We start from the raw sequence: 21,618 nt of genomic DNA, 5'->3' as shown, positions 1-21,618 counted from the left end.
GCTTTTTCCTGCGGACCCGGCGGACTATTCAACGGTTGAGATGGCAGTAAAGACTCCGCCCAGACTCAGTGGGTGGCGCTCCGAAGGGCTCCCGGGAGGTCGGTGAGCGCCGTCAGGGTAAGGTCGGGTGCGCTGAAATAGGCGGGGTAGGCCGCGCCGGTGCGGTTGAGCCACGCCGTCTGCAGTCCGGCCCGGGCGGCGCCGTGGATATCCCACGGATGGACAGCGACCAGCAGCATCTGTTCAGGGCTTGTCCGGCACACCCCCGCGGCATAGGAGTAAGCGGCAGGGTTTGGTTTCCACGCCGGCGCCTGTTCGACGGAGAGCAGGGCCTCAAATTGGTCCAGAATTCCCACTGGCGCGAACAATTCTTCCGCAATCTGCGTCGATCCGTTCGTGAGGGTGATCAGCCGGTAGCCTTCCGCTTTTAGTGCACCGACGCCCGCTGCCACATCCGGGTGCAGGCCCAGGGACTCCATGCCAGCCATGATGTGCCCGACCGCCTCCTCCAGAGACTTGTCGATCCCGGCGCCGGGCAGCAGCCCACGCAGAGCCTCGGCGCCGATCCGGGCGAAGCCGGGATTATCCCCCGCCACGGTCAGGGCGAACCCGTCCCGCAGCAGGGTCGCAAACCACAGCTTCGCCAACGAAGCAGGTGCGCCGGTCTCGGTGAACCTCTCTGCCATAGCAGACATGTCCGAAAGGGTTTCATTGACGTCAAAAACAATCACCGACGGTTTTTTCACAAGAAGTTCTCCTTCGAGTAGGGAAAATCCGGTATGGAACTTCTGAGGTTCATCACCAGTCTGCCTGATCCAGGGTGTGCGGCGGGTCGGTGATGGTGGCCGAGTTGTAGACGATGGTGAACTGCGCCTTGTTCCATGGTGCCTCGCAGCCGTTGACGGCGGTTCCGAAGTCGTTGACCAGCAGCGGATCCAAAGGCTTGGTCAGCGACGTGTTGGGCTGCGGGGATCAAGGTCTTCGGCGTAGATGCCGGACCGTGGGCGGCGGGTGCCAAATCTTCGCATGTCAGCCTTTTCCTGTGCGGGTGCCGGCCAGGCCGGTGACCGAATCCGTGGAGGCAGGAGCGGTGGAGGCAGGATCCCCGTTCGCCGGAGGGTGCGTAAGGGGCCTGATGGGGAGCATTTTGCGCAATCCGAGGTTTTCGCCGGCATCCAGAACCGAATGCTGGACGCAGGCGGGTACCAACTGCCCGGTCTCCGGGTGGCTCATGGTGTACATGCAGGCGCCGAGGCGTTCTTGGGTTTCCCTGATTTTCGGGTCCTCGCTGGCCACGCCTTGCTCCATCAGAGCCCAGGCAGGGGCGACGTCGACGGCATCCATGAAATTGTGTACCACGAACGTTTTGAAGGACAGCCGCCGCTTCCAAGCCGCAGCCACAACGGCCGCCGGCCCTCCGGCCCGGTGAACAAGGCGCAGGGCGAAGGACGCCAGGACAGGAACGTCGCCAAGGTGGACTAGGAGCGCCCGCAGGATTTTTGCGGCCACAATCCATCCTGGCGTGCCACCAAAAATCATGCCGCCAAAGTGCGCCAGAACGCGGTCGCGGGCCGCAAGGTCCCGCGGATCCTCCGGGTCCAGCAGAGCCGCGCTCCGGGTCCCGGCGGTGACGGTGACGGCGGTCCTGTTGCAGCGTGGGTCCCCGAACTGGGTGCCCTGCCAAGGGATGGCATGTCCGGCCCCGGCCTCGATCCGGGACCACACGGCGTCGATGGAGACGGCCTCGAATCCTCCTGACCACCTGCGGTCATCCCCGATGTAGGCCGCCGGCTGGAACGAGAGCATGTCATAGGGCATCTCCAGCACGGCCCGGGCCACCTCGGTGACTTGGTCGAGGTTGGCAGGTGTGACGGTCATGTTGTGGGCGATGTACGAGCGGACGCCGTGATCACGTTTAAGGGTGGTGAACATGTCAGCGAATCGTGCCCGGAACGGGTTGAGCTCGGCCTCGTCGCGGGGGCGTACGGCGTCCCGGCGTCCGCGCATCAACGAATCAAAGTGCGCGGCGAAGGAGATCCTGTCAAAGCGTGGACTACCCTCCGGGCCCAGCACGACGTCGAGCAGGTACTGGTAGTCAAAGTCGCCGTGGGTCATGGACATCGGTTCCCGGCCGTTGGCGCGCATGGCCAGCAACGCCGCGGCGTGGTCCCCTGCGGGGAGCAGGCTGACTTCGCCACCGATCAACTGTGCGTGCGCGCGGGGACCACGAACGCCGCGGAGATACTCCATCTGCTCCGTGACCCCTTTGACGGTATGGCCGCCGTCGATCCTGACCTTATTTGCGTCGGCCGAGTGGTAGCAGGGTGAGCAGGTCAGGTTGCATTTAGGGAACACCCCGTGCGTGCCTTCGCATCCGACGGCGGCCCGCCCCAGCAGCTGACCAGGGGTTTTGACGTGGTCAGGCAGCTGCGCCCAGCGCCGCTCCAACGCAGTCCTGCTCTCGGGATGAATCGGCCTGGTGGCAATTTCGATAGCTCGGAGGAGGGCTGCGATCTTCATGGTGATCCTCTTAGTCATACTGCGGAGGCGAACCGGAGGCCCGTGGTGGTCCCGTTCCTTTTTCAACGTGCAGTTCCGCTTCCGCCGCGAGATCCGGCTCGGTGCCGGCGTAGTGGTTAAAGTAGCAGCCTGCCCGTTTTCTGCTCGAATTTCCTGGCTGTATCCCGGGATGCTTCGGGTGCTGTGGCAACCGCATGTGTGGGAATGCGTGGCTTGGGGGTGATCTCCAGCCTTTCGTAATGTGGGGGGTAAGGAAAGGTGGCGAGCCTAGGGCTACTTAGCTGCCGTCGTCGCGGGTATCGATGCCGCTGTGGGGATCGAAGACGATTTGGCCGTTGAATTTCCGGGCAAGCGGTGGAGAGCAGGGGGTAGGACCAGGGCGTTGGAAGAGCGGAGGTCGCCGGGGACGGCGGCCAGCTCACTTTGGCATTTGTACCTCATGGCCGGCTCGCCATGATTCGAACTGCCACCAGTCCTAGAATAGCGCCACAGATCATTGACGCACCAGACTCAGCACGGTGGTCAGCAGCCATGGGCGGTGTCCTTTCCTGCAAGGTGTGGTTGCCGGCCCACGCTATGGCGTGTGCGGAGCCCACTTCAGTCATCTGGAGTACACAACACCTCGGCGTTTGCCAGGGTCTCCCCGCCGGCATCTTCTATTTCGGGAGGACCGCCCCGCCCCAGGGGCGCACGTTGTTTCAGTTCACATCGTCCCTAACGGCACCGTCTTTCCGGCCCGGATCTGGAGGTGGCCGGCCCGTGCGGAGGCCCGCACGACGTCGGCGCACTGTTCCTCGACGGCCCGCCAAGGTGCGGCGTGGATGTCGGACCCGCCAAGCGCGCAGGCCAGCCGCGCCAGCGGAGCGAGCCACCGCGCCCAACTCAGGGGGTCCTGCATGTCGACGACGCCGATCCGGCCGTCGGTGCCCAGCAGGGACGTCATGGTTGCCCAGGCGCGTTTCCAATCGCCCATCAGCGACAGTGAGTATGTTGCCAGGGCGGCGTCCGAGAGTGCCGATCCCCCTGCCTCCACGATGCGCCCCGAGAGGGCGCCGGGGTCCACCAGCACCATGTCTGCCTGGACCAGGATGACGTTGGACCAGCCGCGCGCCTCGGCGCGGCGGTGGGCCTGGCGGAGCATTTGGGCGCTGCGGTCGATGCCGACGATGGTCCCGGAAGCACCGATGCGTTGCTGCAGAAGGCGGAAATTCAACCCCGTTCCGCACCCGATGTCCAGCACCTGCTGGCCCTGAGTGGGGGCGAGGGCAGCGATGCCGAGCACCCGTCCGGCATGATAGAGAGGGTATTCCCCCGACAACACGTCATAGAACGGGGCAAACCGCGTGTATTTATCGCTCACCATGCGCTCCTTCCGGTCTGTTCCGATGCGCTCCGCGGCAGCGGCACGGTCGCTGTGGATCTCACCGGCCGGTGCCGCGTCCGGCACTTAAGCTCGCTGAAGAGGACTCCATCATGACAGACCAGCACCAACTCGTAGACCTGCTGGTGGTGGGCGGCGGCACGGCCGGAATCGTCGGCGCCACGACAGCGGCCGGGTTGGGGGCGCGAACCGTGCTGGTTGAACGAGCCCGCACGGGAGGTGACTGCCTGTGGACCGGCTGCGTCCCGTCCAAGACGCTCCTCTCAGCCGCCGAACACGCGGCTAAAGTGCGTGCACTGACCGGGCAGGCGCCGGCATTCAAGGCAGTGCGGGAACGGATCTTCGCCGCTATCAACTTCATTGAACCTGTCGACTCCCCGGCAGCGCTCGAAGCCGCCGGGGTGCGGGTTGTCAAGGGCACCCTGACGTTCCGCGCACCCGGCGTGGCCGAAATCGACGGCCAGACAATCCGCTTCCGGCAGGCGCTGGTCGCCACTGGTGCTGCGCCGGCCACCACCGGTATCGCGGGCTTGGATCCGGCCTTTGCTGTGACTTCGGAGACGGTGTGGGACCTGGAGACCCTCCCAGCCCGGCTGACCATCGTGGGAGGCGGTCCCATCGCGTGCGAACTCGGGCAGGCCTTCGCCCGGATGGGAGCACAGGTGACCATGGTGGTCCGCTCCCGCATCCTTCCCAGGGAAGACCCCGACGCTGTCTCGCTGGTGCGACAAGCCCTCGAATCCGACGGCGTCCGCATCCTGGAGCACACCGGCATACAGGACGCTGCCGGCACGGACGCGGGAACGCGCCTCCGGCTCGGGAACGGCGCCAGTGTTCCGGCCGACGCGGTCCTGATGGCCATCGGGCGCGTGCCCCGGACCGCCTGCCTCGGCCTGGAGCGGGTGGGGGTGGAGCTGGATGGGGGCGGCCACATCACTACGGATGCACGGATGCGGACCACCAACCCTCTCATCTGGGCCGCGGGGGATGTGACCGCGCACCGGCAGTTCACGCATCTGGCCGGCGTCCACGCATCAGTAGCGGCCGCCAACGCCGTCCTGGGGCTCAAACGGCGCATCAGCGCCACGGTGCCCCGGGTGACGTTCACGTCCCCGGAGGTTGCCGCCGTCGGGCTTTCCACGGCCGATGGCGGTTCGAGGCACCGCGTCCGGACGGTCCAGCACTCCCACGTTGACCGGGCCGTGACCGAAGGCCACACGGGTGGATTCACCCGGCTGGTCGTGGACGGTCGGGGGAAAATCCTCGGCGGCACCCTGGTGGGCCCCCGGGCCGGGGAGTCGCTGACCGAGCTGACCCTGGCCGTGCAGAAGGGCATGACCACCTCGGATATTGCCGGAACAACTCATGCTTACCCCACCTATTCGGACGGCGTGTGGAACGCTGCCGTTGCTGATGTCAGGGAGCGCTTGGCCTCCCCCCTGATGGGGCGGGCCACGGCGGCCCTGGTCTGGGGGCGGCGCCGCTGGCTGGATAGCGCTGCGCTTCACCGCAGGGAGCGGTAGCCAGCGATGATCCGCTGGACCGCACTGGCTGTGACCAGCAGCGCCCAGACGGCGGCGATTTCCGACGCACCACCGGGGAAGATGAGCCACAGGCTGTGCACGGCTATGGTCTCCGCGCCCTCGGTCAGGCCGGGCAGGAACGACAGCGACCGACCGTCCCGGATCTGGCGGCCGGCTTTTTCCGCGATGGAGGAGAACGCCAGGAACGCGGTGCCGTTGATGTAGTAGGCAAAAAGGACCAGCAGGAACGGCAGCAAGGGTGCGGCGAACGCGGCGCTTGCGCCGATGCCCACGCCGACCACCGTTGCCCCGTAGACGACGAAGTCGGCGCAGATGTCCCAGAATCCGCCCCTGCCGGTGTCCCGGTTTCCGGTGCGGCGGTTCCGGCGCCGGGCCAGTGGACCGTCGAGGCCGTCGGCGATCCGGCACAACAGCCACGCGGCCAGGGCAGGCAGCCAGCACTGCCCGGCTGCCAGGGCCGCACTGGCCAGGCCAAGAATCAGGTTCACGGCCGTCAGCCTGTCCGGAGTGATCCCCGGCCGGTCCAGCCAGGCGGCGGCCCTTCCCAGAGCCGGCTCCATGACCCGCCGCAACCTGGCATCAAACATCGGCACCCTTCCCCGTCCGGCGCCGCCGGACGGCGACCACCAGCCCGGCCAAAGTCAGCACTCCGAGGGCGCCGAGCGCAAGGTCGAGCTGCCATCCCGGCTTGAGTCCGAACACACCCAACGCCACGAAACTCACCGTGCCGGGAAGGATGCCGATCGCAGTCCCAAGGAGGTACTGCCACCAGCCCAGGGAGGTCAGCCCTGCCGCATAATTGATGGCCGTAAACGGCAGAACGGGCACTAGACGGACACCGATTATGGCCGCCATCCCGCGCCGCCGCAGCAGCCGGTCGACTTTCTCCACCCGCGTGCCGGTGAAACTCTCCACCGCTTCCCGGCCCAGCCAGCGGCCCAGCCAGAAGGCAGCCACGGAACCGAGCATCGCACCGGCATAGACGACGGTGACACCGCCGCCGAGCCCAAAGATCAACCCGGCTGCAACGGAGAGGACGTTTTTGGGCACCGGAGCCAGCGTCAGCGCTGCATAGGCGACGATGAACGCCGCCGGCCCCCACCAGCCCGTTCTGCCGAAATAGCTGCGGATCTCCCCGACCGGCGGGAGCGGAAAGACCAGCACCGCTGCTGCGGCGGCAGCCACGAGAAACACTAGGATCCCCAGCCGAATCAGCGCCCGGCGCCGTCCGCCCGGAATGGCACCCGTCACGGGGTTTCCCCGCCGCCGCCGGCGGCAGGGAGCCCGTCTTCGTCCTCTGCCGTGCGGATGGCCCAGGCTGCGTTGACGAGGCCGATATGGCTGAAGGCCTGCGGGAAGTTTCCGAGCAGCTCGCTGCTGTCCGGGGCAACCTCCTCGGACAGCAGGCCCAGATCCGTGGCGAACCCCGCGGCTCGTTCGAAGACGGCGCGGGCGCGCCGGGTCTGTCCGGCCAGGGCCAGGGCATGGGCCAGCCAGAACGTGCACAGGAGGAACGTGCCTTCCTCCCCGGCGAGCCCGTCGTCTGCCTGGTACCGGTACACCAGACCCCGGCTGTCCGTAAGCCTGTCTTCGATGGCGTCGATCGTGGCAAGCATCCGGGGATCGTCGGCGGGCACGAACCCCACGATGGCGAGCATCAGCACCGACGCGTCCAGGTCCGCGGAGCCGTAGGCCTGGGTATAGGCGCCGGCTGTTTCGTTCCAGCCGTTCTTCCGGATCGAGTCGGCGAGCTGCGCCCGGGTCTGCGTCCAGTGCGGAACCCGGTCTTCCGTGTTCAGGACCCCGGCGAGGCTGATGGCCCGGTCAACGGCCACCCAGCACATCAGCTTTGAATGCAGGTAATGCCGGGGAGTGCCGCGGACCTCCCCGATGCCCTGATCCGTGGACTGCCAGCGCGATGCGGCAGCGTCGGCCGCATCGGCAAGAAACCGCCGCGTCCCGGGATCCAGATCGTTGAGATATTCCGGGAGGGTGGCGGCTGCGTCGAGGAGTTCGCCGTAGACGTCGAGCTGGCGCTGGTCCCAGGCGCCGTTGCCCACCCGCACCGGGGCGCTCGAGCGCCACCCCGGAAGGTGTGCCAGTTCGCGCTCGGACAGGTCCCGTTCCCCGCCGATGCCGTACATGATCTGCAGCTCGTCGCCGCCGTTCAGCCGGCCGGCCGCCGTCGCGAGGAACTGGAAAAATTTCCCGGCCTCGTCCGGACACGCGGCCACCCACAGCGCCTGCAGGGTCATGCTGGCGTCCCGGATCCAGGTGTACCGGTAATCCCAGTTCCGGGTGCCGCCGGCGACCTCGGGCAGGGACGTCGTGGGGGCTGCGACGATCGCACCGGTCGGATAGAACGTCAGTGCCTGCAGGATCCGGCCGCTGGAAGCGACAAGGTCCTGCCAGGGACCGTCGTAACTCTGATGCAGCTGCGACCAGCTGCCCCAGCCCTCCAGTGTGTCCTCCATCCGGCGGCCTATCTCTTCCTGGCTCCAGAACACCTGCGATACCGGCCCGGCGCTCTGGTGGTGAAGCGCGAATCCCAGAACGTCTCCGGTACGCAGAACCAGCTTCGCCCGCGCTTGACCATTATCGAGTTCGAACGTAACCGGAGTGGAGAAAGCCAGCAGATCGGGCCCGCCGAGGACGACGATTCCGCCGGCCGATTCTTCAAGGAGCGGCCGGACCAGGCCGTACTCCGGCCGCGGCGCGAAAGTCACCTCCAGCTCGACTTCTCCTTGGATACAGGCCACCTGACGCAGCAACGTTCCAGGAGCCCCGGCACCCAGTTCGTGGCCCCGGTTCCCGTCTCCCAGCACCAGCGCATCGGTGACTGTCACCGTCCCGTCCACCGCGGTGTGGACCGTTTCAAGGACCATCGTCGGGCCGAGGTACTGCCGGGTCGAGGCGTATGGAGCCGCAGGCCGGATCGACCAGAAACCCGCGTCCTCGCCCAGGATCCGTCCGAACACTGAGGGCTGTCAAAACGGGGGAAACACAGCCAGTCCACGGAACCCGAGCCGCTCACCAGGGCCGCGGAGCGGCAATCCGAGAGCATGGCGTAGTTGGCAATCGGTTCGCTGGTCATCGGTACACCCTGCCTAATTTCATTCACGACGGTCCAGCGCGTTTTCAAGGGCGCGGTGGAAAAATCCGAGCATATCGCTTTCATTACGCGGTAACGCTTCGTGGCGGCGAACTTTTAATCCGTGCAACCCGGCCCTACCAATGTAGGGATGATTCTGGCCCACGTTCCGCAATCGAGGACACATAACGCCCGAAGCGTCCTGTGCGGGAATCCGAATGAAGTCTCCCCCGCCGACGATTTCTTCCCCGGGTGAGGTCCGGGCCCAGGAAATCCATCGTAGCGGAGTGAGAATTGCCTGCGGCCATAGATAGGCGCCGGGATCGAGGTGCCTTGGCTCTGGACCGCCGTACCGTAGAGGGGACAAAGCCGGAACGAAATGGAGCCATCATGCCCACCCATCGCGCTCAGGAGGTCTCTATGCCCGGCATCTCCCTGGCGGAGACCGCTCCGGAGGGGGACGGACGGGAAGTGTTCCCGGGAGGGGTCACGGTAGGGATTGTCAGTGATGGCGTCCTTGATGAACCGGATAGTCGTGCCGCAACCGATGAGCTCCTGTGCACGCTTCGCGCCGGTCGCTACACGCCGTCCGCGTGGTCGCGATTTCTTGCCCGGGCAACCAGGCGCTCCGTTCGGCAGGCTCTCCTTCGTCGTCGGGCCCTGCTCGAATCGACCATGCTGCATGCCGGACTTGCCGCTCTTGCGGATCCGCGCCACCGCACGTGGGTGGCAGCGAGCTGGCTTCTCACAGTCAGCCATCTGGGCATGTTGGAGGGCCGGTGCACGCTCGGGGTCGCGAATACCCTCACCCTGATTCGCGCGAACCTTCCTGCACTGGAGAATCGCCTGGGAAACGCGGTGCCGATCATGGCGCTGGCGACGGATTGGCTCGATGGGCGGATTTCCCGCGCGACCGGTACCGAGACCCGGTTCGGGCGGCAAGCGGACTTCCTGGCCGATACCGCGCTGTGGACCTGGTTCACCCTCCGGCACGAGCCCAACCGCTGGCTGCGCGCGGCGTCGTTCGCGGCATGGGGTGTCACCGTTATCGCCGTCACCACGGCAAGTTTTGCCAGTGGTGCCATGAAGGACATGCCACGGTCCCGCTGGATTCGTCCGGCCGCAACCCTACAGGTCATCACCGGTCTTAGGATTGTGCTGAGACAGTTCACCGACACCAGCGGCAAACTACGCCGAGACCGCCTTCCGGCTGGACCTTGTCCTTGTGGCCCGGCGCGAAGGCCTAGGGGATGGGCTAAGCAGAGCGAAGTTTCAGCACCTCGCGCGTTATTTCGGGGCGATGGCTGCCGGCCATGGGAGCAGTTCGGGAAGGTCGACGGCGTCTGCCGCGGCTTCTGCGCGAAGGCTGCCCAGGCTTGGCGTACGGCCGGCGAGCCAAGCAGCAAGGTCCGTCAGCATTCCACCCACGGAAACGGTCCTGGCGCCCGCACCGCCGTGCCCCAGCGTGAAGGCCGGCAGACCGAGCGGTTGAAGCTTTAACAACAACGAGGCAGGCACGCGAGCCTGGAGGAAGTCAAAAAGGTGGCTGCAGAAGCCCGCGGTCCAGGTTTCCGGCCCACGTCCCAGCTCCAGATCGGACAGATGGATCACCAGTTCCCGCCACAGCGCCAGTCCGCCGTCATAGATGACGCCGTCCCGGTAGGTTATCGGCAGCTGCCAGCCCGCGTCAGCCAGGCCGTGCATATCTGCCAGGACGCGGTCCAGAGCGCTCGTTAAATCACGCAGGTGCTCCGCCGCACCGTTACCCGCGGCGACCTCGATGGCGTGTGTCCGTCCCTCATAGCCGCCGTCGTAAAATGCGATCTTTTCGCCCCTCACGGCGTACTCGACCTGCCGAGCCAAGGCGTTCGCAACCCCGCACAGATGCGCCAATATGTGTCCGCGCGTCCAGCCGGCGAGCGCAGACGCGCCGCCGACATCGTCATCGGTAAGTGTTGCGACCTTGTCCAGCATGACGGCTGCCGCGCCGTCCAGATTGGCCAGTAGCTGCGTTGCGGAAGGCTGCGTCGGGTTAAGCGCTGCGGGAGAAGACTCGGTCATCGCCCCAGCCTATCCTTCAAGCGGTAGTTTCGTTTAGAGAACGTAGCGGTGCCGGATATGCCGGCGATCGGCCCGGGCCTGCCAGAACTCAATCTCCGAAGGCCGGAGCGCATACAGCTGCCACTGCGGATTCGCGGTGCCGTCGGCCGCGGGTCTGTCCGCCCAGTCCGCAGCGGAAGCCGTGGCGGACAATTCTACGACGGTTCCCGCCAGCCGGACCTGCCGGCCGACCTGCGGCCAGTAGAAGTTCATAGCCGCCCGGGGATTTGCTGCGAGTTCGCGGCCCTTACGAGACGTACGCGCCGTGGCAAAGTGCCAGCCGTCGTCGTCGAGGTTCTTCAGGATCAGCATGCGGGAGGACAGGTTGCCGCCGGCGTCCGCCGTCGCCAGGCTGCAGGCGTGCGGCTGCGGAACGCCCGCCGCTACGGCGTCCTCCAGCCATGCGCGGAAGAGCACGGCTGGGTCCGCCGCAGCCTTCTCCGGATCAAAATCCGGCATTAAGTCAGGAAAGTCGGGAAGCGCCCGCAGTCTGCGCCGGAAGGATTCGCTCATGGCAACATGCTCCCACCACTGGCCGCGCCACCGCGAATCTAGCGCATAAAATGCCCGCATCCACAAGGGCGGACGCGGGCATTTTCATAGTCGTCACGACCTCATATCCAGCACGACGTCAGCACGACGACGGTCAGGCCAGGAAGGCGCGGACCTCCCCCAGCTGCCCCTGGAGGGCGGCCAACTGCTCCAGGACAGCGGACGGCGCCGTGCCACCTTGGGCGCTGCGGCTGTTTAACGAGCCTTCCGTGCTCAGCACGTTGCGGACGTCCGGGGTGAGGTGTGCAGAAATTCCCGCGTACTCCTCATCCGTCAGGTCCCACAGCTCCACACCGCGGGTCTCCGCCACCTTCACGGCGGCGCCCGAAAGCTCGTGGGCGTCGCGGAACGGCACTCCCTGCCGGACCAGCCATTCGGCGATGTCCGTGGCCAGCGCGAAGCCCTGCGGGGCCAGGGACTGCATCCGGTCGGTGTTGAAGACCAAGGTGGCGATCATGCCGGCGACGGCCGGGAGCAGCAGTTCGAGGGTGTCCGCGGCGTCGAAGACCGGTTCCTTATCTTCTTGCAGGTCCCGGTTATAGGCCAGCGGCAGTCCCTTCAGCGTCGCCAATAGCCCGGTCAGATCCCCTATCAGACGCCCGGCCTTACCGCGCGCCAGCTCCGCGACATCCGGGTTTTTCTTCTGCGGCATGATCGAGGAGCCGGTGGAGTAGGAGTCATCGAGGGTGACAAAGGAGAATTCCTTGGTGGCCCAGAGAATGACTTCCTCACTGATCCGCGACAGATTCACGCCGATCATGGCGGCGACCCAGGAGAACTCGGCGAACACATCGCGGGAAGCGGTGCCGTCAATAGAATTCCAGGTGGCCGAGTCGAAACCCAGGTCCGCGGCAACCGCGTTGGGGTCCAGACCCAGCGAAGAGCCCGCCAGCGCGCCCGAGCCATACGGTGACACCGCTGCGCGCTTGTCCCAGTCCTGCAGCCGCTGCACATCGCGCAACAGCGCCCAGGCGTGGGCCAGCAGATGGTGACTGAGCAGCACCGGCTGGGCGTGCTGGAGATGTGTGCGGCCGGGCATGGCCACGCCGTGATGCGCCTTCGCCTGGCCCACCAGGGCGTCAATAACGCTGAGCACTCCACGGGCAACGATGCGGGCGTGGTCGCGCAGGTACATTCGGCCCAGCGTGGCGATCTGGTCATTGCGTGAGCGGCCGGCCCGGAGTTTGCCGCCCAGCGGCGCCCCGGCACGTTCTATCAGCCCCCGCTCCAGTGAACCGTGGACATCCTCATCGGTTTCCGCCGCGGTGTAGGCACCGGATTCCACGTCGGCGGCCAGCTGGGAAAGGGCGTCAAGCATCCCGGCCAGCTCGCCGCCGTCGAGCAGTCCTGCCTGGTGCAGCACGCGCGCGTGCGCCTTGGAACCGGCAATGTCATACAGCGCCAGCCGCCAGTCGAAATGCGTGGATTTGCTCAGCGCGGCAAGCGCATCCGCCGGGGCACCGGCAAACCGGGCACCCCAGAGCGCACCGGTGTTCGTCCCCGAGCTCTCCCCGCCCCCGCTCTGTCCGGCCGACGGGTTCAGGTCAACCACCGCTACTGCCCGGCCACGCGCTGGTCGCGGGAGGATGCAACTTTGGAGGACATGCCCCAGAGCTCGATGAAACCCTTGGCCTGGGACTGATCGAAGGTGTCTCCGGTGTCGTAGGTTGCGAGGTTGAAATCGTACAGCGAGGTCCCGGACCGTCGTCCTGTCACCACGGCCGCGCCGCCGTGCAGGGTCATCCGAATGTCCCCGGTGACGTATTGCTGGGTGTCCTCGATGAAGGTGTCCAGTGAACGTTTCAGCGGGGAGAACCACTGGCCGTCGTAGACCAGCTCGCTCCAGCGCTGGCCCACCGTGGCCTTGAACCTAGCCTGCTCGCGCTCAATGGTGATGTCTTCGAGGTGTTTGTGGGCGGTGATCAGGGCCATGGCACCGGGAGCTTCGTAGATTTCGCGGCTCTTGATGCCCACCAGGCGGTCTTCGACGACGTCGATCCGGCCCACGCCCTGCGCCCCTGCCCGGCGGTTCAGTTCCTGAATGACGGCGAGGGCGGAAAGTTTGACGCCGTCCACGGCGACAGGAACGCCGCGTTCGAAGGAAATGATGACTTCGTCAGCCGCCGGCGGGAATTCCGGGGTGACGGTGTAGTCGTAAATGTCCTTGGTGGGGCCGTTCCAGATATCTTCCAGGTACCCCGTCTCCACGGCACGTCCCCAGACGTTCTGGTCGATCGAGTAAGGATTCTTAGCCGTCGTCTCAATGGGCAGACCTTTTTCTTCGGCAAAGGCTATGGCCTTGTCGCGGGTCAGTGCCAGGTCGCGGACCGGTGCGATGCACTTCAAATCCGGCCCAAGGGTCTGGATGCCGACCTCGAAGCGGACCTGGTCATTGCCCTTGCCGGTGCAGCCGTGAGCGACGGTGCTGGCGCCGAATTCGCGGGCCGCTTTGACCAGGTGCTTGACGATGACGGGCCGGGAAATGGCGGAAACCAGTGGGTAGTGTCCTTGGTATAGACCGTTGGCCTTCAAAGTGGGGACGCAGTACTCGTCAGCGAATTCCTCGCGGGCGTCGGCAACGTAGGCCTCGACGGCGCCGCAGCCCAGAGCGCGCTGGCGGATCGTTTCCAGCGACTCGCCGCCTTGTCCGACGTCGACGGCGACGGCGATAACCTCGGCACCGGTGGCTTCCCCGATCCAGCCAATGGCAACGGAAGTATCCAGGCCACCGGAATAGGCCAAAACTATGCGATCAGTCACTTCATGCTCCTTGAATTAGGGTTCATTCGTCTTGAATTACGTTAGGGGTTCCGGCGCCGTTTTAGTACCAGCCCGCCGGCGGCGCTATTGCATTACCAGCCCGCCGCCGGTTCGGCCGCAAACTGCAGGAAACGCTCCGCAACGTCGGCTCCGCCCTGCGGGTCGCGGGTGATCAGCATGACCGTATCGTCCCCGGCAATACTGCCGAGCACCGTGGGCATGACCGAGTGGTCAATGGCCAGGGCCAGAAAATTCGCAGCCCCCGGAGGCGTCCGCAGCACCACGATATTCGCTGATGCCTCCGCGGTGACCAGCAGCTCGGCGCACAGCCGGGTCAGGCGGGCATCGAGCAATTCCTGCGAGAGGGCCCATTGCGGGCTACGGTCGCCGCCCTCTTGCGGCAGCGCGTACACCAAGGTGCCGCCCTCACCGCGGACCCGGACCGCGCCGAGCTCCACCAGGTCCCGCGACAGGGTTGCCTGGCCGACGACCAAACCGTCGTCGGCCAGAAGTGCAGCAAGCTCCGCCTGCGAGCGCACCGGCCGGCTGGTCAACAGGGCAACCAGACGCCCCTGCCGTGCCGTTTTTGTTGCGGGCGTCCCAGCGCCCGGAACGGCAGCCGCCGCTGTCATTGGGCCGGTGCCCGCGCTGCTGGTCCGGATGCTTCCGCTCCGGCGGCTGCTGCTTCCGTTGCTACTGCCGGTGCTGGAGCACCCGTGGCTGCTTCCCTGGCGGACTGTTCCACCAGCCAGACCAGCAACGCCTTCTGCGCGTGCAGCCTGTTCTCTGCCTCGTCCCAGACCACTGACTGCGGCCCGTCAATGGCGCTGGCGGAAATTTCGTAGCCGCGATATGCCGGCAGGCAATGCAGGACGATGGCGTCCGGAGCCGCCTTCTCGAGGGCGTCGTCGTCGAGCGCGTAGTCCTTGAACAGCTCCAGCCGCGCCGCCTTCTCGTCTTCCTGCCCCATCGACACCCAGGTGTCGGTGGCGAGCACGTCGGCTCCGGCGCAGGCCGCCGCCGCATCCGTTGTGATCAGAACCGAACCGCCGGTTTCCGCTGCCCGGGTCTTGGCTGCAGCGACGACGGCGGTATCCGGCAGGTAGCCTTGCGGACCGGCAACGCGCACATGCATCCCAGCGGTCACGCCCGCCAGCAGGTAGGAATTGGCCATATTATTGGCCGCGTCGCCCAGATACGTCATGGTCAGTCCCGCCAGGGTGCCCTTGTGCTCCTGAATTGTCAGCAGATCCGCCAGCAGCTGGCACGGGTGGTAGTCATCGGAGAGCGCATTGATCACCGGAACGGAAGAATGTGCCGCCATTTCCTCCAGGCCGGCCTGCGCATAGGTACGCCAAACGATGCCGGCCACCATCCGCTCGAGCACCTTGGCGGTATCGGCGATGGATTCCTTGTGCCCCAGCTGGGAATCGCCCGCTCCGATGATCAGAGGTGCGCCGCCCAAGTCGGCAATGCCGGTGGCGAAGGAGACCCTGGTGCGGGTGGACGTCTTATCGAAGATCACGGCGACGGTTTGGCGACCGGCACCCGAGCCGGCAAAGGTGCTGCGCGAATACGGTTCCTTTTTCAGCGCGGCCGCCAGTGCCAGGACCTCGGCCTGCTCTGCCGGTGAAAGATCAGTGTCGAGAAGAAAGTGGCGGGTCATGATGATTCTCCCTTGGTGCTGGTGCTGGGGCTGGTGGCAGTGGCTGCGGGTGCTGCCTGTGCTGCCTGTGCTGCCTGTGCCAGAATTCCAGGCAACGCCGCCAGGAATTGGTGGGCCTGGGTTTCGGTCAGAATGAGCGGCGGGGCAAGACGGATGGTCGCGGCGCCCGGGGCATTGATGATGAAACCGGCATCCAAGGCCACCCGGACCACCTCCGCCGCTATGGGACGGTCCAGATCGAAGCCAATCAACAACCCGAACGCCCGGACCTCCGTCACACCCTTGGTGGCGGCCAGCCCCTGCCCCAAAACGGCACCGACGCGGCGCACATTGTCCAGCACATCGGTTGACTCGATCACATGAAGCGTCGCCAGCGCGGCAGCCGTGGCGACAGGATTGCCGCCGAAGGTGGTCCCGTGCTGGCCGGCGGAAAGCAACTCCGACGGTCCCGCCGCCAGGGTTATCAGCGCACCAATGGGGAATCCCCCACCCAGGCCCTTCGCCAGGGTCACAGCGTCCGGGAGGTTCGCCGCGTCCGCCGGGACGTCATTTGCACCGGCTCCTGGAAGACCCGCGAACCATTCGCCGGTCCGGCCGATGCCCGTCTGAACCTCGTCCAGGATCAGCAATGCTCCAGCCCTGCGGGTGATGTCCCGGGCAGCCTGCAGGTATTCGGCGGACAGCGGGCGAACGCCCGCCTCGCCCTGGATGGGCTCCAGGATGACGGCGGCCACGGTTTCATCGACGGCGCTTCGCAGCGCGGCAATGTCATTAAAGGGAATGTGCAGCACTCCGGGGGGCATGGGTTCGAAGGGTTCGCGGTAGGCGTGCTTGGCCGTCATGGCCAGGGCCCCCATAGTCCGGCCGTGAAAAGCGCCCTCCAAAGCGATGATCATGTTCCGTGCCGGGCCGCCTTCCGGGCTGTGCTTCTTGCCGTGCGCGCGCGCCAGCTTAAAGGCGGCCTCATTGGCCTCCGTCCCCGAATTGGCGAAGAACACCTTGGAGCCCTCTGGCGCCCCGCACAGTGCGAGCAACTTTTCGGCCAGGGCGATCTGGGTGGGACTGGTGAAGAAATTGGAGACGTGTCCAAGAGTGGATAGCTGACTTGCCACCACCGACGTCACGAACGGATGGGCGTGGCCGAGCGCATTGACGGCAATGCCGCCGAGCAGATCAAGATACTCCTTGCCATCCGCGTCCCAGACCACGGCACCGTTGCCGCGCACCAGAACCCGCTGCGGGGTGCCAAAGACCCCCATCAGGGAATGTGAATACCGGGCCAACCACGCGTTCCCGGCGGTCGGGTTGGCAGCTGCGTTGGTCGCAGCCTCTGTGGGCGAAGCCCCCGTGGTCTGAGCTGGCACCGTGGTCTGAGCTGGCACTGTGGTCTGAGCTGGCACCGTGGTCTGAGCTGCCGCAGTGGTCTGAGCTGACTCCAGGGCGGAACTGGTCGCCAGCAGCTGAACCAGGGCATCGGGCTGCGGCTTGCTGACGTCCTCGGTCATGACTGATCCTCTTCGTCCGGAAAAACCTGGGTGCCGATACCGGCGGTCGTGATGAGCTCCAGCAGCATCGAGTGGGCGCTCCTGCCGTCGACGACGGCGGCACGCGGCACGCCGCCGTCGACCGCTTTCAGGCACGCTTCCATTTTGGGAATCATCCCGGATTCGAGGACCGGCAACAGATTGCGCAACTCGGTGGCACCAATCGCGGAGATTAGCGATGACTTGTCCGGCCAGTTCCCGTACAGCCCCTCCACATCGGTCAGAATGACCAGGCGGGAAGCCTGCAGCGCCACGGCCAGTGCCGCCGCGGCCGTGTCAGCGTTGACGTTGAGCACCGATTCCGCATTGGAGAGTTCCGGGGCAACGGTGGAAATCACCGGAATCCGCCCGGCGTCGAGCAGGTCAAGGATGGAACCGGGGTTCACCCCCACCACCTCGCCCACCTGGCCCAGATCCACCAGCTCGCCGTCGACAATGGTCCCGGTCCGCTCGGCCTGCAGCAGGGCCCCGTCTTCGCCGGACAATCCCACGGCGTAGGGACCGTGCGCATTGATCAGTCCCACCAGCTCGCGGCCCACCTGGCCGGTCAGCACCATCCGGACCACGTCCATGGCCTCCGGCGTGGTGACGCGCAAACCACCCTTGAACTCAGATTCGATGCCCAGCCTGTTCAGCATGGCGTTAATTTGCGGACCGCCGCCGTGCACCACGACCGGCTTAATCCCTACATGGTGCAAAAAGACGATGTCCTCGGCGAACGCCCGGCGCAGCTCATCATTGATCATCGCGTTTCCGCCGTATTTAACGACGACGACGGTCCCGGCGAAACGCTGGATCCAGGGCAGTGCCTCGATCAGTGTGGCGGCCTTATCCTGCGCTGCTGCTACGGAGTTCATGCGGTTCCTCGGCTGGTTGTGGTGTTCCTCAGGACGGATCTCCTTTAGGACGAGTAGGCGCTATTTTCTTCCACATACTCATGCGTCAGGTCGTTGGTCAGGATGGTGGCCGTCGCGTCCCCTGCCCGCAGATCGATCTCCACATTGACCTGCCGCGGCGTCAGATCGACCAAATCCCGTGAGTCCCCGATCATCCCATCGCGGCAGACCTGGACCCCGTTGATGGCCACATTCAACTGATCGGGTTCGAAGATCGCGTCGGTGGTGCCGACTGCGGCGAGCACCCGTCCCCAGTTCGGGTCGTTGCCGAAGATCGCGGTCTTGAACAGGTTGGAGCGTGCCACGGCCCGGGCCGCCAGCTCAGCATCCTGCTCGCTGGCAGCATTCACCGCGGTGATGGCAATGTCATGGCTGGCGCCTTCGGCATCGCCGATCAACGCCCGGGCCAGCTCCTGGCACAGCCCGGCCAGCCCGGCACTGAATTCGTCCATGTCCGGGTAGCTTCCGGAAGCACCGGAGGCCAGCAGGAGCACCGTGTCGTTGGTGGACATGCAGCCGTCCGAGTCGGTGCGGTTAAAACTGACCCGGACCGCATCGCGCAGCGCCGCGTCCAGTCCATCCGGTTCGACGACAGCGTCGGTACTGATCACGACGAGCATCGTCGCCAGCCCGGGGGCCAGCATGCCGGCACCCTTGGCCATGCCACCAATTGAATACCCGCTACCGGCGAATACCGCTTCTTTGGCCACGGTGTCCGTGGTCATGATCGCCGCTGCCGCCGCCGGACCGCCGCTTTCCGTCAACGCCGCCGCAGCGCCCTCAATGCCGGGCAGTAGCTTCTCCATCGGCAGCTGCTCGCCGATCAGGCCGGTGGAACAAACGGCAACATCGGTTGCGGACAGGCCCAGCAGCTCAGCCACCTTCTCCGCCGACCGGTGCGTGTTTTGGAAACCCTCCGGCCCGGTGCAGGCATTGGCGCCGCCGGAATTGAGCAGGACAGCGTCCACCCGGCCGTCGCGCAGAACCTGGCGGGACCACTGCACGGGAGCCGCTGCTACCCGGTTGGAGGTGAAAACCGCCGCCGCGTTCTTTAACGGGCCGTCGTTGAGGACCAGGGCAAGATCCGACGAGCCGGAAGATTTCAGCCCGGCAGTGACGCCGGCAGCCCGGAATCCCTTCGCTGTGGTCACGCTCATGGTGCTACTCCTTGGAAACTCAGGCCGCTCGTCTCGTCGAGACCGAGCGCAATGTTCATGGACTGCACCGCGCCGCCGGCGGTGCCCTTCGTCAGATTATCGATGGCACAGCACACGATCACCCGGCCCGCATGGGCGTCAAAGGCAATCTGCATCGCCACATGATTGGACCCCTGCACGGATTTCGTGGAAGGCCACTGGCCCTCCGGCAGGACATGGACGAACGGCTCGTCCTCATAGGCATCGAGCCAGATCTGGCGCAATTGCGCAGCGACGGCAACACCGGCATCCGTGCCGGCCGACGCTGTGCCTACCGACGCTGTGCCGGCATCCTCGCCGGTAGATGCTGTAGCGGTTCCGGGAGCGTCTTTGAGCAGCCCGGGCGCCACCTTGGCGGTGGCCGTGGCAAGAATGCCGCGGCTCATCGGCGCAAGCGTCGGGGTGAAGGACACCGTGACGGCCGTTCCCGCTGCGGCGGAGAGTCCCTGTTCAATTTCCGGCGTGTGCCGGTGCCCGCCGCCCACACCGTAAGGGCTCATCGAGGCCATCACCTCGGAGCCGAGGAGATTCACCTTCGCCGCCTTCCCTGCGCCCGAGGTGCCGGACGCGGAGACGATGACGACGTCGTCGGGCAGCAGCGCGCCGGCGGCAAACCCCGGGGCCAGCGCGAGCAGGGCGGACGTCGGGTAACACCCCGGAACGGCGATGCGGCGGGCGTCGCGCAGCCTTTGCCGGTGTCCGGGCAGTTCCGGAAGTCCGTAGGGCCAGGTGCCGGCGTGCGCGGAGCCGTAAAACTTTTCCCACGCCGCCGGGTCCTCAAGCCGATGGTCCGCCCCGGCATCGATGACCAGCGTTTCGGCGGGAAGCTGCCGGGCGACCTGCGCGGATGCACCGTGCGGGAGCGCCAGGAACACTACGTCATGGCCGGAAAGGTTCTGCACGGTGGTTTCCTCCAGCAGTCGATCCGCCAGCGAATGCAGATGCGGCTGCACTTCTCCCAGACGCGTGCCGGCATTACTGTGCGCCGTGATGGCGCCGATCGTCACGTCCGGGTGGCTGGCCAGGAGGCGGAGCACCTCTCCCCCGGCATAACCGCTCGCTCCGGATACCGCTACAGAAATCGTCATGCCCCGATCCTACCGTACATTTATGCGCTGCTGCGAATAATTATGCATCACCAAGAGGATTGCCGGCCCGCCGGAGATGGTCGCCATAACCGGCTCTTCAGAATTGAGAGTGTAGTCGGGGCTGCCGCGCGCGGCGTGTCCGATTTCGCACCCGTTTCGCTTTGGCGCGGCCTGTCCTTCCATGGTGCCACTGCACGGCGCCGCTGTCTCGGCCGTAGCATGGAATCAGACGGCCCGGCTGCCCGGACCGTCGTCCGCGGCGCAACACCAGCGGCAGCAACGGGCACGAGCGGCATCAACAGAAAGGTACACCTATGAGCAAGGCAATCGTGGCGCAGGAATTCGGCGGCCCGGAGGTGCTTGGGCTCGCAGACGTAGAGCAACCGACACCGGGGCCCGGACAGCTGCTGATGAAGGTTTCCGCCATTGGCGTCAACTTCATCGATACTTATCAGCGCAGCGGCCTGTACAAGGTCCCGTTCCCGCTGACGCCGGGAGCCGAGGCGGCAGGCACCGTCGAATCCCTGGGCGAGGGCGTGGAGGAGTTTACTCTCGGGCAGCGGGTGGCCACCGGTGAAGCCAGCGGCGCGTACGCGGAATACGTCCTCGTCGATGCCCTCAAGGCGCTGCCCGTTCCGGACGGCGTGCCGGATGACGTTGCTGCAGCTCTGCCCCTGCAGGGCATGACGGCGCACTACCTGATGAATTCTTCCTTCCGGGTGGAGCCCGGACAAACGGTGCTCACGCATGCCGGAGCAGGTGGTGTGGGACTGTTGCTGACTCAGCTGCTCAAGGCACGCGGCGCCAAAGTAATCACGACGGTCTCCTCCGATGAAAAGGAACAGCTGGCACGGGAAGCCGGTGCGGACGAGGTGCTGCGCTACGAGGGATTCTCCGACCGGGTGCGTGAACTGACGGACGGTGCCGGAGTCGATGTAGTGTTCGACGGCGTTGGGAAGGACACGTTCGACGGCTCGCTTTCGTCGCTGCGGGTCCGTGGCATGCTGGTCCTCTTCGGCGGGGCGTCCGGCCCGGTGCCCCCGTTTGACCTGCAGCGGCTCAATACCGGCGGTTCCCTGAGTACTACACGTCCCACCCTCCGGGACTTCCTGCAGAATCCGCAGGAACGCCGGTGGCGCGCCAGCGAGGTGTTCGGCGCCGCCTCGGACGGGACGCTGAAGGTCCGGATCGGGGCGCGCTATCCGCTCGCGGATGCCGCCCGCGCCCATACTGACCTCGCCGGACGCAAAACCACCGGCAAGGTCCTCCTCATTCCCTAA

19 protein-coding genes and 1 pseudogene are annotated in these 21,618 nt (G+C 65.9%); 3 read left to right on the top strand and 17 right to left on the bottom strand.

The window, feature by feature from the left end:
- Window positions 1-65: 65 nt before the first annotated feature.
- The 4 genes from OS914_RS07690 to OS914_RS07675 all read right to left on the bottom strand — a co-directional run bounded on the left by OS914_RS07690 (window position 66) and on the right by OS914_RS07675 (window position 3,967).
- Window positions 66-746: a haloacid dehalogenase type II gene (locus tag OS914_RS07690; RefSeq protein ID WP_267545451.1), complete on the bottom strand. Its 681-nt coding sequence runs from the start codon at window positions 744-746 to the stop codon at window positions 66-68.
- Window positions 747-798: 52 nt separating this feature from the next.
- Window positions 799-939 (bottom strand): hypothetical protein, encoded by a 141-nt coding sequence (locus OS914_RS07685; protein WP_267545450.1) that lies wholly within the window; start codon window positions 937-939, stop codon window positions 799-801.
- A 90-nt stretch (window positions 940-1,029) separates the two neighbouring features.
- Window positions 1,030-2,538, bottom strand: coding sequence for a hypothetical protein (locus OS914_RS07680; protein WP_267545449.1), 1,509 nt, complete (start codon window positions 2,536-2,538; stop codon window positions 1,030-1,032).
- A 685-nt stretch (window positions 2,539-3,223) separates the two neighbouring features.
- Entirely contained in the window at window positions 3,224-3,967 is a 744-nt protein-coding gene (locus OS914_RS07675; protein WP_267545448.1) for a class I SAM-dependent methyltransferase, read from the bottom strand.
- A gap of 26 nt (window positions 3,968-3,993) precedes the next feature.
- Between OS914_RS07675 and OS914_RS07670 the strand changes: the two genes are divergently transcribed.
- A complete protein-coding gene (locus tag OS914_RS07670; protein WP_267545447.1) occupies window positions 3,994-5,424 on the top strand; it encodes a dihydrolipoyl dehydrogenase family protein in 1,431 nt (476 codons plus the stop codon).
- On the opposite strand, the gene OS914_RS07665 is transcribed toward OS914_RS07670, so the two are convergent.
- Genes OS914_RS07665 through OS914_RS07655 form a run of 3 tightly spaced genes read right to left on the bottom strand, consistent with a single transcriptional unit; the run spans window position 5,406 to window position 8,423 of the window.
- Complete coding sequence (locus tag OS914_RS07665; protein WP_267545446.1) at window positions 5,406-6,032, bottom strand: CDP-alcohol phosphatidyltransferase family protein; 627 nt, start codon at window positions 6,030-6,032, stop codon at window positions 5,406-5,408. The two genes, OS914_RS07670 and OS914_RS07665, sit on opposite strands and share 19 nt — an antisense overlap.
- Entirely contained in the window at window positions 6,025-6,696 is a 672-nt protein-coding gene (locus tag OS914_RS07660) for a TVP38/TMEM64 family protein (RefSeq protein ID WP_267545445.1), read from the bottom strand. The genes OS914_RS07665 and OS914_RS07660 overlap by 8 nt, the downstream gene beginning before the upstream one ends.
- Window positions 6,693-8,423: a glycoside hydrolase family 15 protein gene (locus OS914_RS07655; RefSeq protein ID WP_324290630.1), complete on the bottom strand. Its 1,731-nt coding sequence runs from the start codon at window positions 8,421-8,423 to the stop codon at window positions 6,693-6,695. The genes OS914_RS07660 and OS914_RS07655 overlap by 4 nt, the downstream gene beginning before the upstream one ends.
- A gap of 503 nt (window positions 8,424-8,926) precedes the next feature.
- Here OS914_RS07655 and OS914_RS18185 point away from each other — a divergent pair.
- Window positions 8,927-9,688, top strand: a pseudogene (locus OS914_RS18185) (CDP-alcohol phosphatidyltransferase family protein); the annotation flags it as partial.
- A gap of 135 nt (window positions 9,689-9,823) precedes the next feature.
- On the opposite strand, the gene OS914_RS07645 reads toward OS914_RS18185, so the two are convergent.
- The 10 genes from OS914_RS07645 to argC form a co-directional block, all read right to left on the bottom strand.
- Window positions 9,824-10,597 (bottom strand): maleylpyruvate isomerase family mycothiol-dependent enzyme, encoded by a 774-nt coding sequence (locus tag OS914_RS07645; RefSeq protein ID WP_267545444.1) that lies wholly within the window; start codon window positions 10,595-10,597, stop codon window positions 9,824-9,826.
- Between the two features lie 33 nt (window positions 10,598-10,630).
- Window positions 10,631-11,149, bottom strand: coding sequence for a pyridoxine/pyridoxamine 5'-phosphate oxidase (locus OS914_RS07640; protein ID WP_267545443.1), 519 nt, complete (start codon window positions 11,147-11,149; stop codon window positions 10,631-10,633).
- Between the two features lie 133 nt (window positions 11,150-11,282).
- Complete coding sequence (gene argH, locus OS914_RS07635) at window positions 11,283-12,740, bottom strand: argininosuccinate lyase (RefSeq protein ID WP_267545442.1); 1,458 nt, start codon at window positions 12,738-12,740, stop codon at window positions 11,283-11,285.
- Window positions 12,741-12,742: 2 nt separating this feature from the next.
- Window positions 12,743-13,948 carry an argininosuccinate synthase gene (locus tag OS914_RS07630; RefSeq protein ID WP_267545441.1) on the bottom strand — a complete coding sequence of 402 codons (1,206 nt, stop codon included), beginning with the start codon at window positions 13,946-13,948 and terminating at the stop codon, window positions 12,743-12,745.
- 92 nt (window positions 13,949-14,040) lie between these two features.
- The gene (locus OS914_RS07625; protein WP_267545440.1) at window positions 14,041-14,580 is read right to left on the bottom strand and encodes an arginine repressor; all 540 of its coding nucleotides are present in this window, start codon (window positions 14,578-14,580) and stop codon (window positions 14,041-14,043) included.
- Window positions 14,577-15,614, bottom strand: a complete 1,038-nt coding sequence (gene argF / locus OS914_RS07620) for an ornithine carbamoyltransferase (protein ID WP_267545439.1) — start codon at window positions 15,612-15,614, stop codon at window positions 14,577-14,579. The genes OS914_RS07625 and argF overlap by 4 nt, the downstream gene beginning before the upstream one ends.
- Entirely contained in the window at window positions 15,611-17,119 is a 1,509-nt protein-coding gene (locus OS914_RS07615; RefSeq protein ID WP_267545438.1) for an acetylornithine transaminase, read from the bottom strand. Before OS914_RS07615 ends, argF begins: the two co-directional genes overlap by 4 nt.
- Window positions 17,116-18,015 (bottom strand): acetylglutamate kinase, encoded by a 900-nt coding sequence (gene argB / locus OS914_RS07610; RefSeq protein WP_267545437.1) that lies wholly within the window; start codon window positions 18,013-18,015, stop codon window positions 17,116-17,118. Before argB ends, OS914_RS07615 begins: the two co-directional genes overlap by 4 nt.
- Window positions 18,016-18,059: 44 nt before the next feature.
- Window positions 18,060-19,211, bottom strand: a complete 1,152-nt coding sequence (argJ, locus tag OS914_RS07605; RefSeq protein WP_267545436.1) for a bifunctional glutamate N-acetyltransferase/amino-acid acetyltransferase ArgJ — start codon at window positions 19,209-19,211, stop codon at window positions 18,060-18,062.
- Window positions 19,208-20,338: an N-acetyl-gamma-glutamyl-phosphate reductase gene (argC, locus tag OS914_RS07600; RefSeq protein ID WP_267545435.1), complete on the bottom strand. Its 1,131-nt coding sequence runs from the start codon at window positions 20,336-20,338 to the stop codon at window positions 19,208-19,210. The genes argJ and argC overlap by 4 nt, the downstream gene beginning before the upstream one ends.
- A gap of 314 nt (window positions 20,339-20,652) precedes the next feature.
- Between argC and OS914_RS07595 the strand changes: the two genes are divergently transcribed.
- On the top strand, window positions 20,653-21,618 hold the full coding sequence (locus tag OS914_RS07595; protein WP_267545434.1) for a quinone oxidoreductase family protein: 966 nt from the start codon (window positions 20,653-20,655) through the stop codon (window positions 21,616-21,618).

The organism is Arthrobacter endolithicus (assembly GCF_026627425.1).
Taxonomy (GTDB): Bacteria; Actinomycetota; Actinomycetes; order Actinomycetales; family Micrococcaceae; genus Arthrobacter_M.
Note: the sequence above shows the minus strand (reverse complement) of the source record. Positions and strands in the feature narration are given on the sequence as shown.

Excerpts from the sequence above, each read along its gene's own strand:
- OS914_RS07670 (WP_267545447.1), top strand. The coding sequence starts at position 3,994 with ATGACAGACCAGCACCAACTCGTAGACCTGCTGGTGGTGGGCGGCGGC.
- argF (WP_267545439.1), bottom strand. The coding sequence starts at position 15,614 with ATGACCCGCCACTTTCTTCTCGACACTGATCTTTCACCGGCAGAGCAG.
- argJ (WP_267545436.1), bottom strand. The coding sequence starts at position 19,211 with ATGAGCGTGACCACAGCGAAGGGATTCCGGGCTGCCGGCGTCACTGCC.
- OS914_RS07595 (WP_267545434.1), top strand. The coding sequence starts at position 20,653 with ATGAGCAAGGCAATCGTGGCGCAGGAATTCGGCGGCCCGGAGGTGCTT.
- OS914_RS07680 (WP_267545449.1), bottom strand. The coding sequence starts at position 2,538 with ATGACTAAGAGGATCACCATGAAGATCGCAGCCCTCCTCCGAGCTATC.
- OS914_RS07615 (WP_267545438.1), bottom strand. The coding sequence starts at position 17,119 with ATGACCGAGGACGTCAGCAAGCCGCAGCCCGATGCCCTGGTTCAGCTG.
- OS914_RS07645 (WP_267545444.1), bottom strand. The coding sequence starts at position 10,597 with ATGACCGAGTCTTCTCCCGCAGCGCTTAACCCGACGCAGCCTTCCGCA.
- OS914_RS07640 (WP_267545443.1), bottom strand. The coding sequence starts at position 11,149 with ATGAGCGAATCCTTCCGGCGCAGACTGCGGGCGCTTCCCGACTTTCCT.
- OS914_RS07665 (WP_267545446.1), bottom strand. The coding sequence starts at position 6,032 with ATGTTTGATGCCAGGTTGCGGCGGGTCATGGAGCCGGCTCTGGGAAGG.
- OS914_RS07625 (WP_267545440.1), bottom strand. The coding sequence starts at position 14,580 with ATGACAGCGGCGGCTGCCGTTCCGGGCGCTGGGACGCCCGCAACAAAA.
- argC (WP_267545435.1), bottom strand. The coding sequence starts at position 20,338 with ATGACGATTTCTGTAGCGGTATCCGGAGCGAGCGGTTATGCCGGGGGA.
- argB (WP_267545437.1), bottom strand. The coding sequence starts at position 18,015 with ATGAACTCCGTAGCAGCAGCGCAGGATAAGGCCGCCACACTGATCGAG.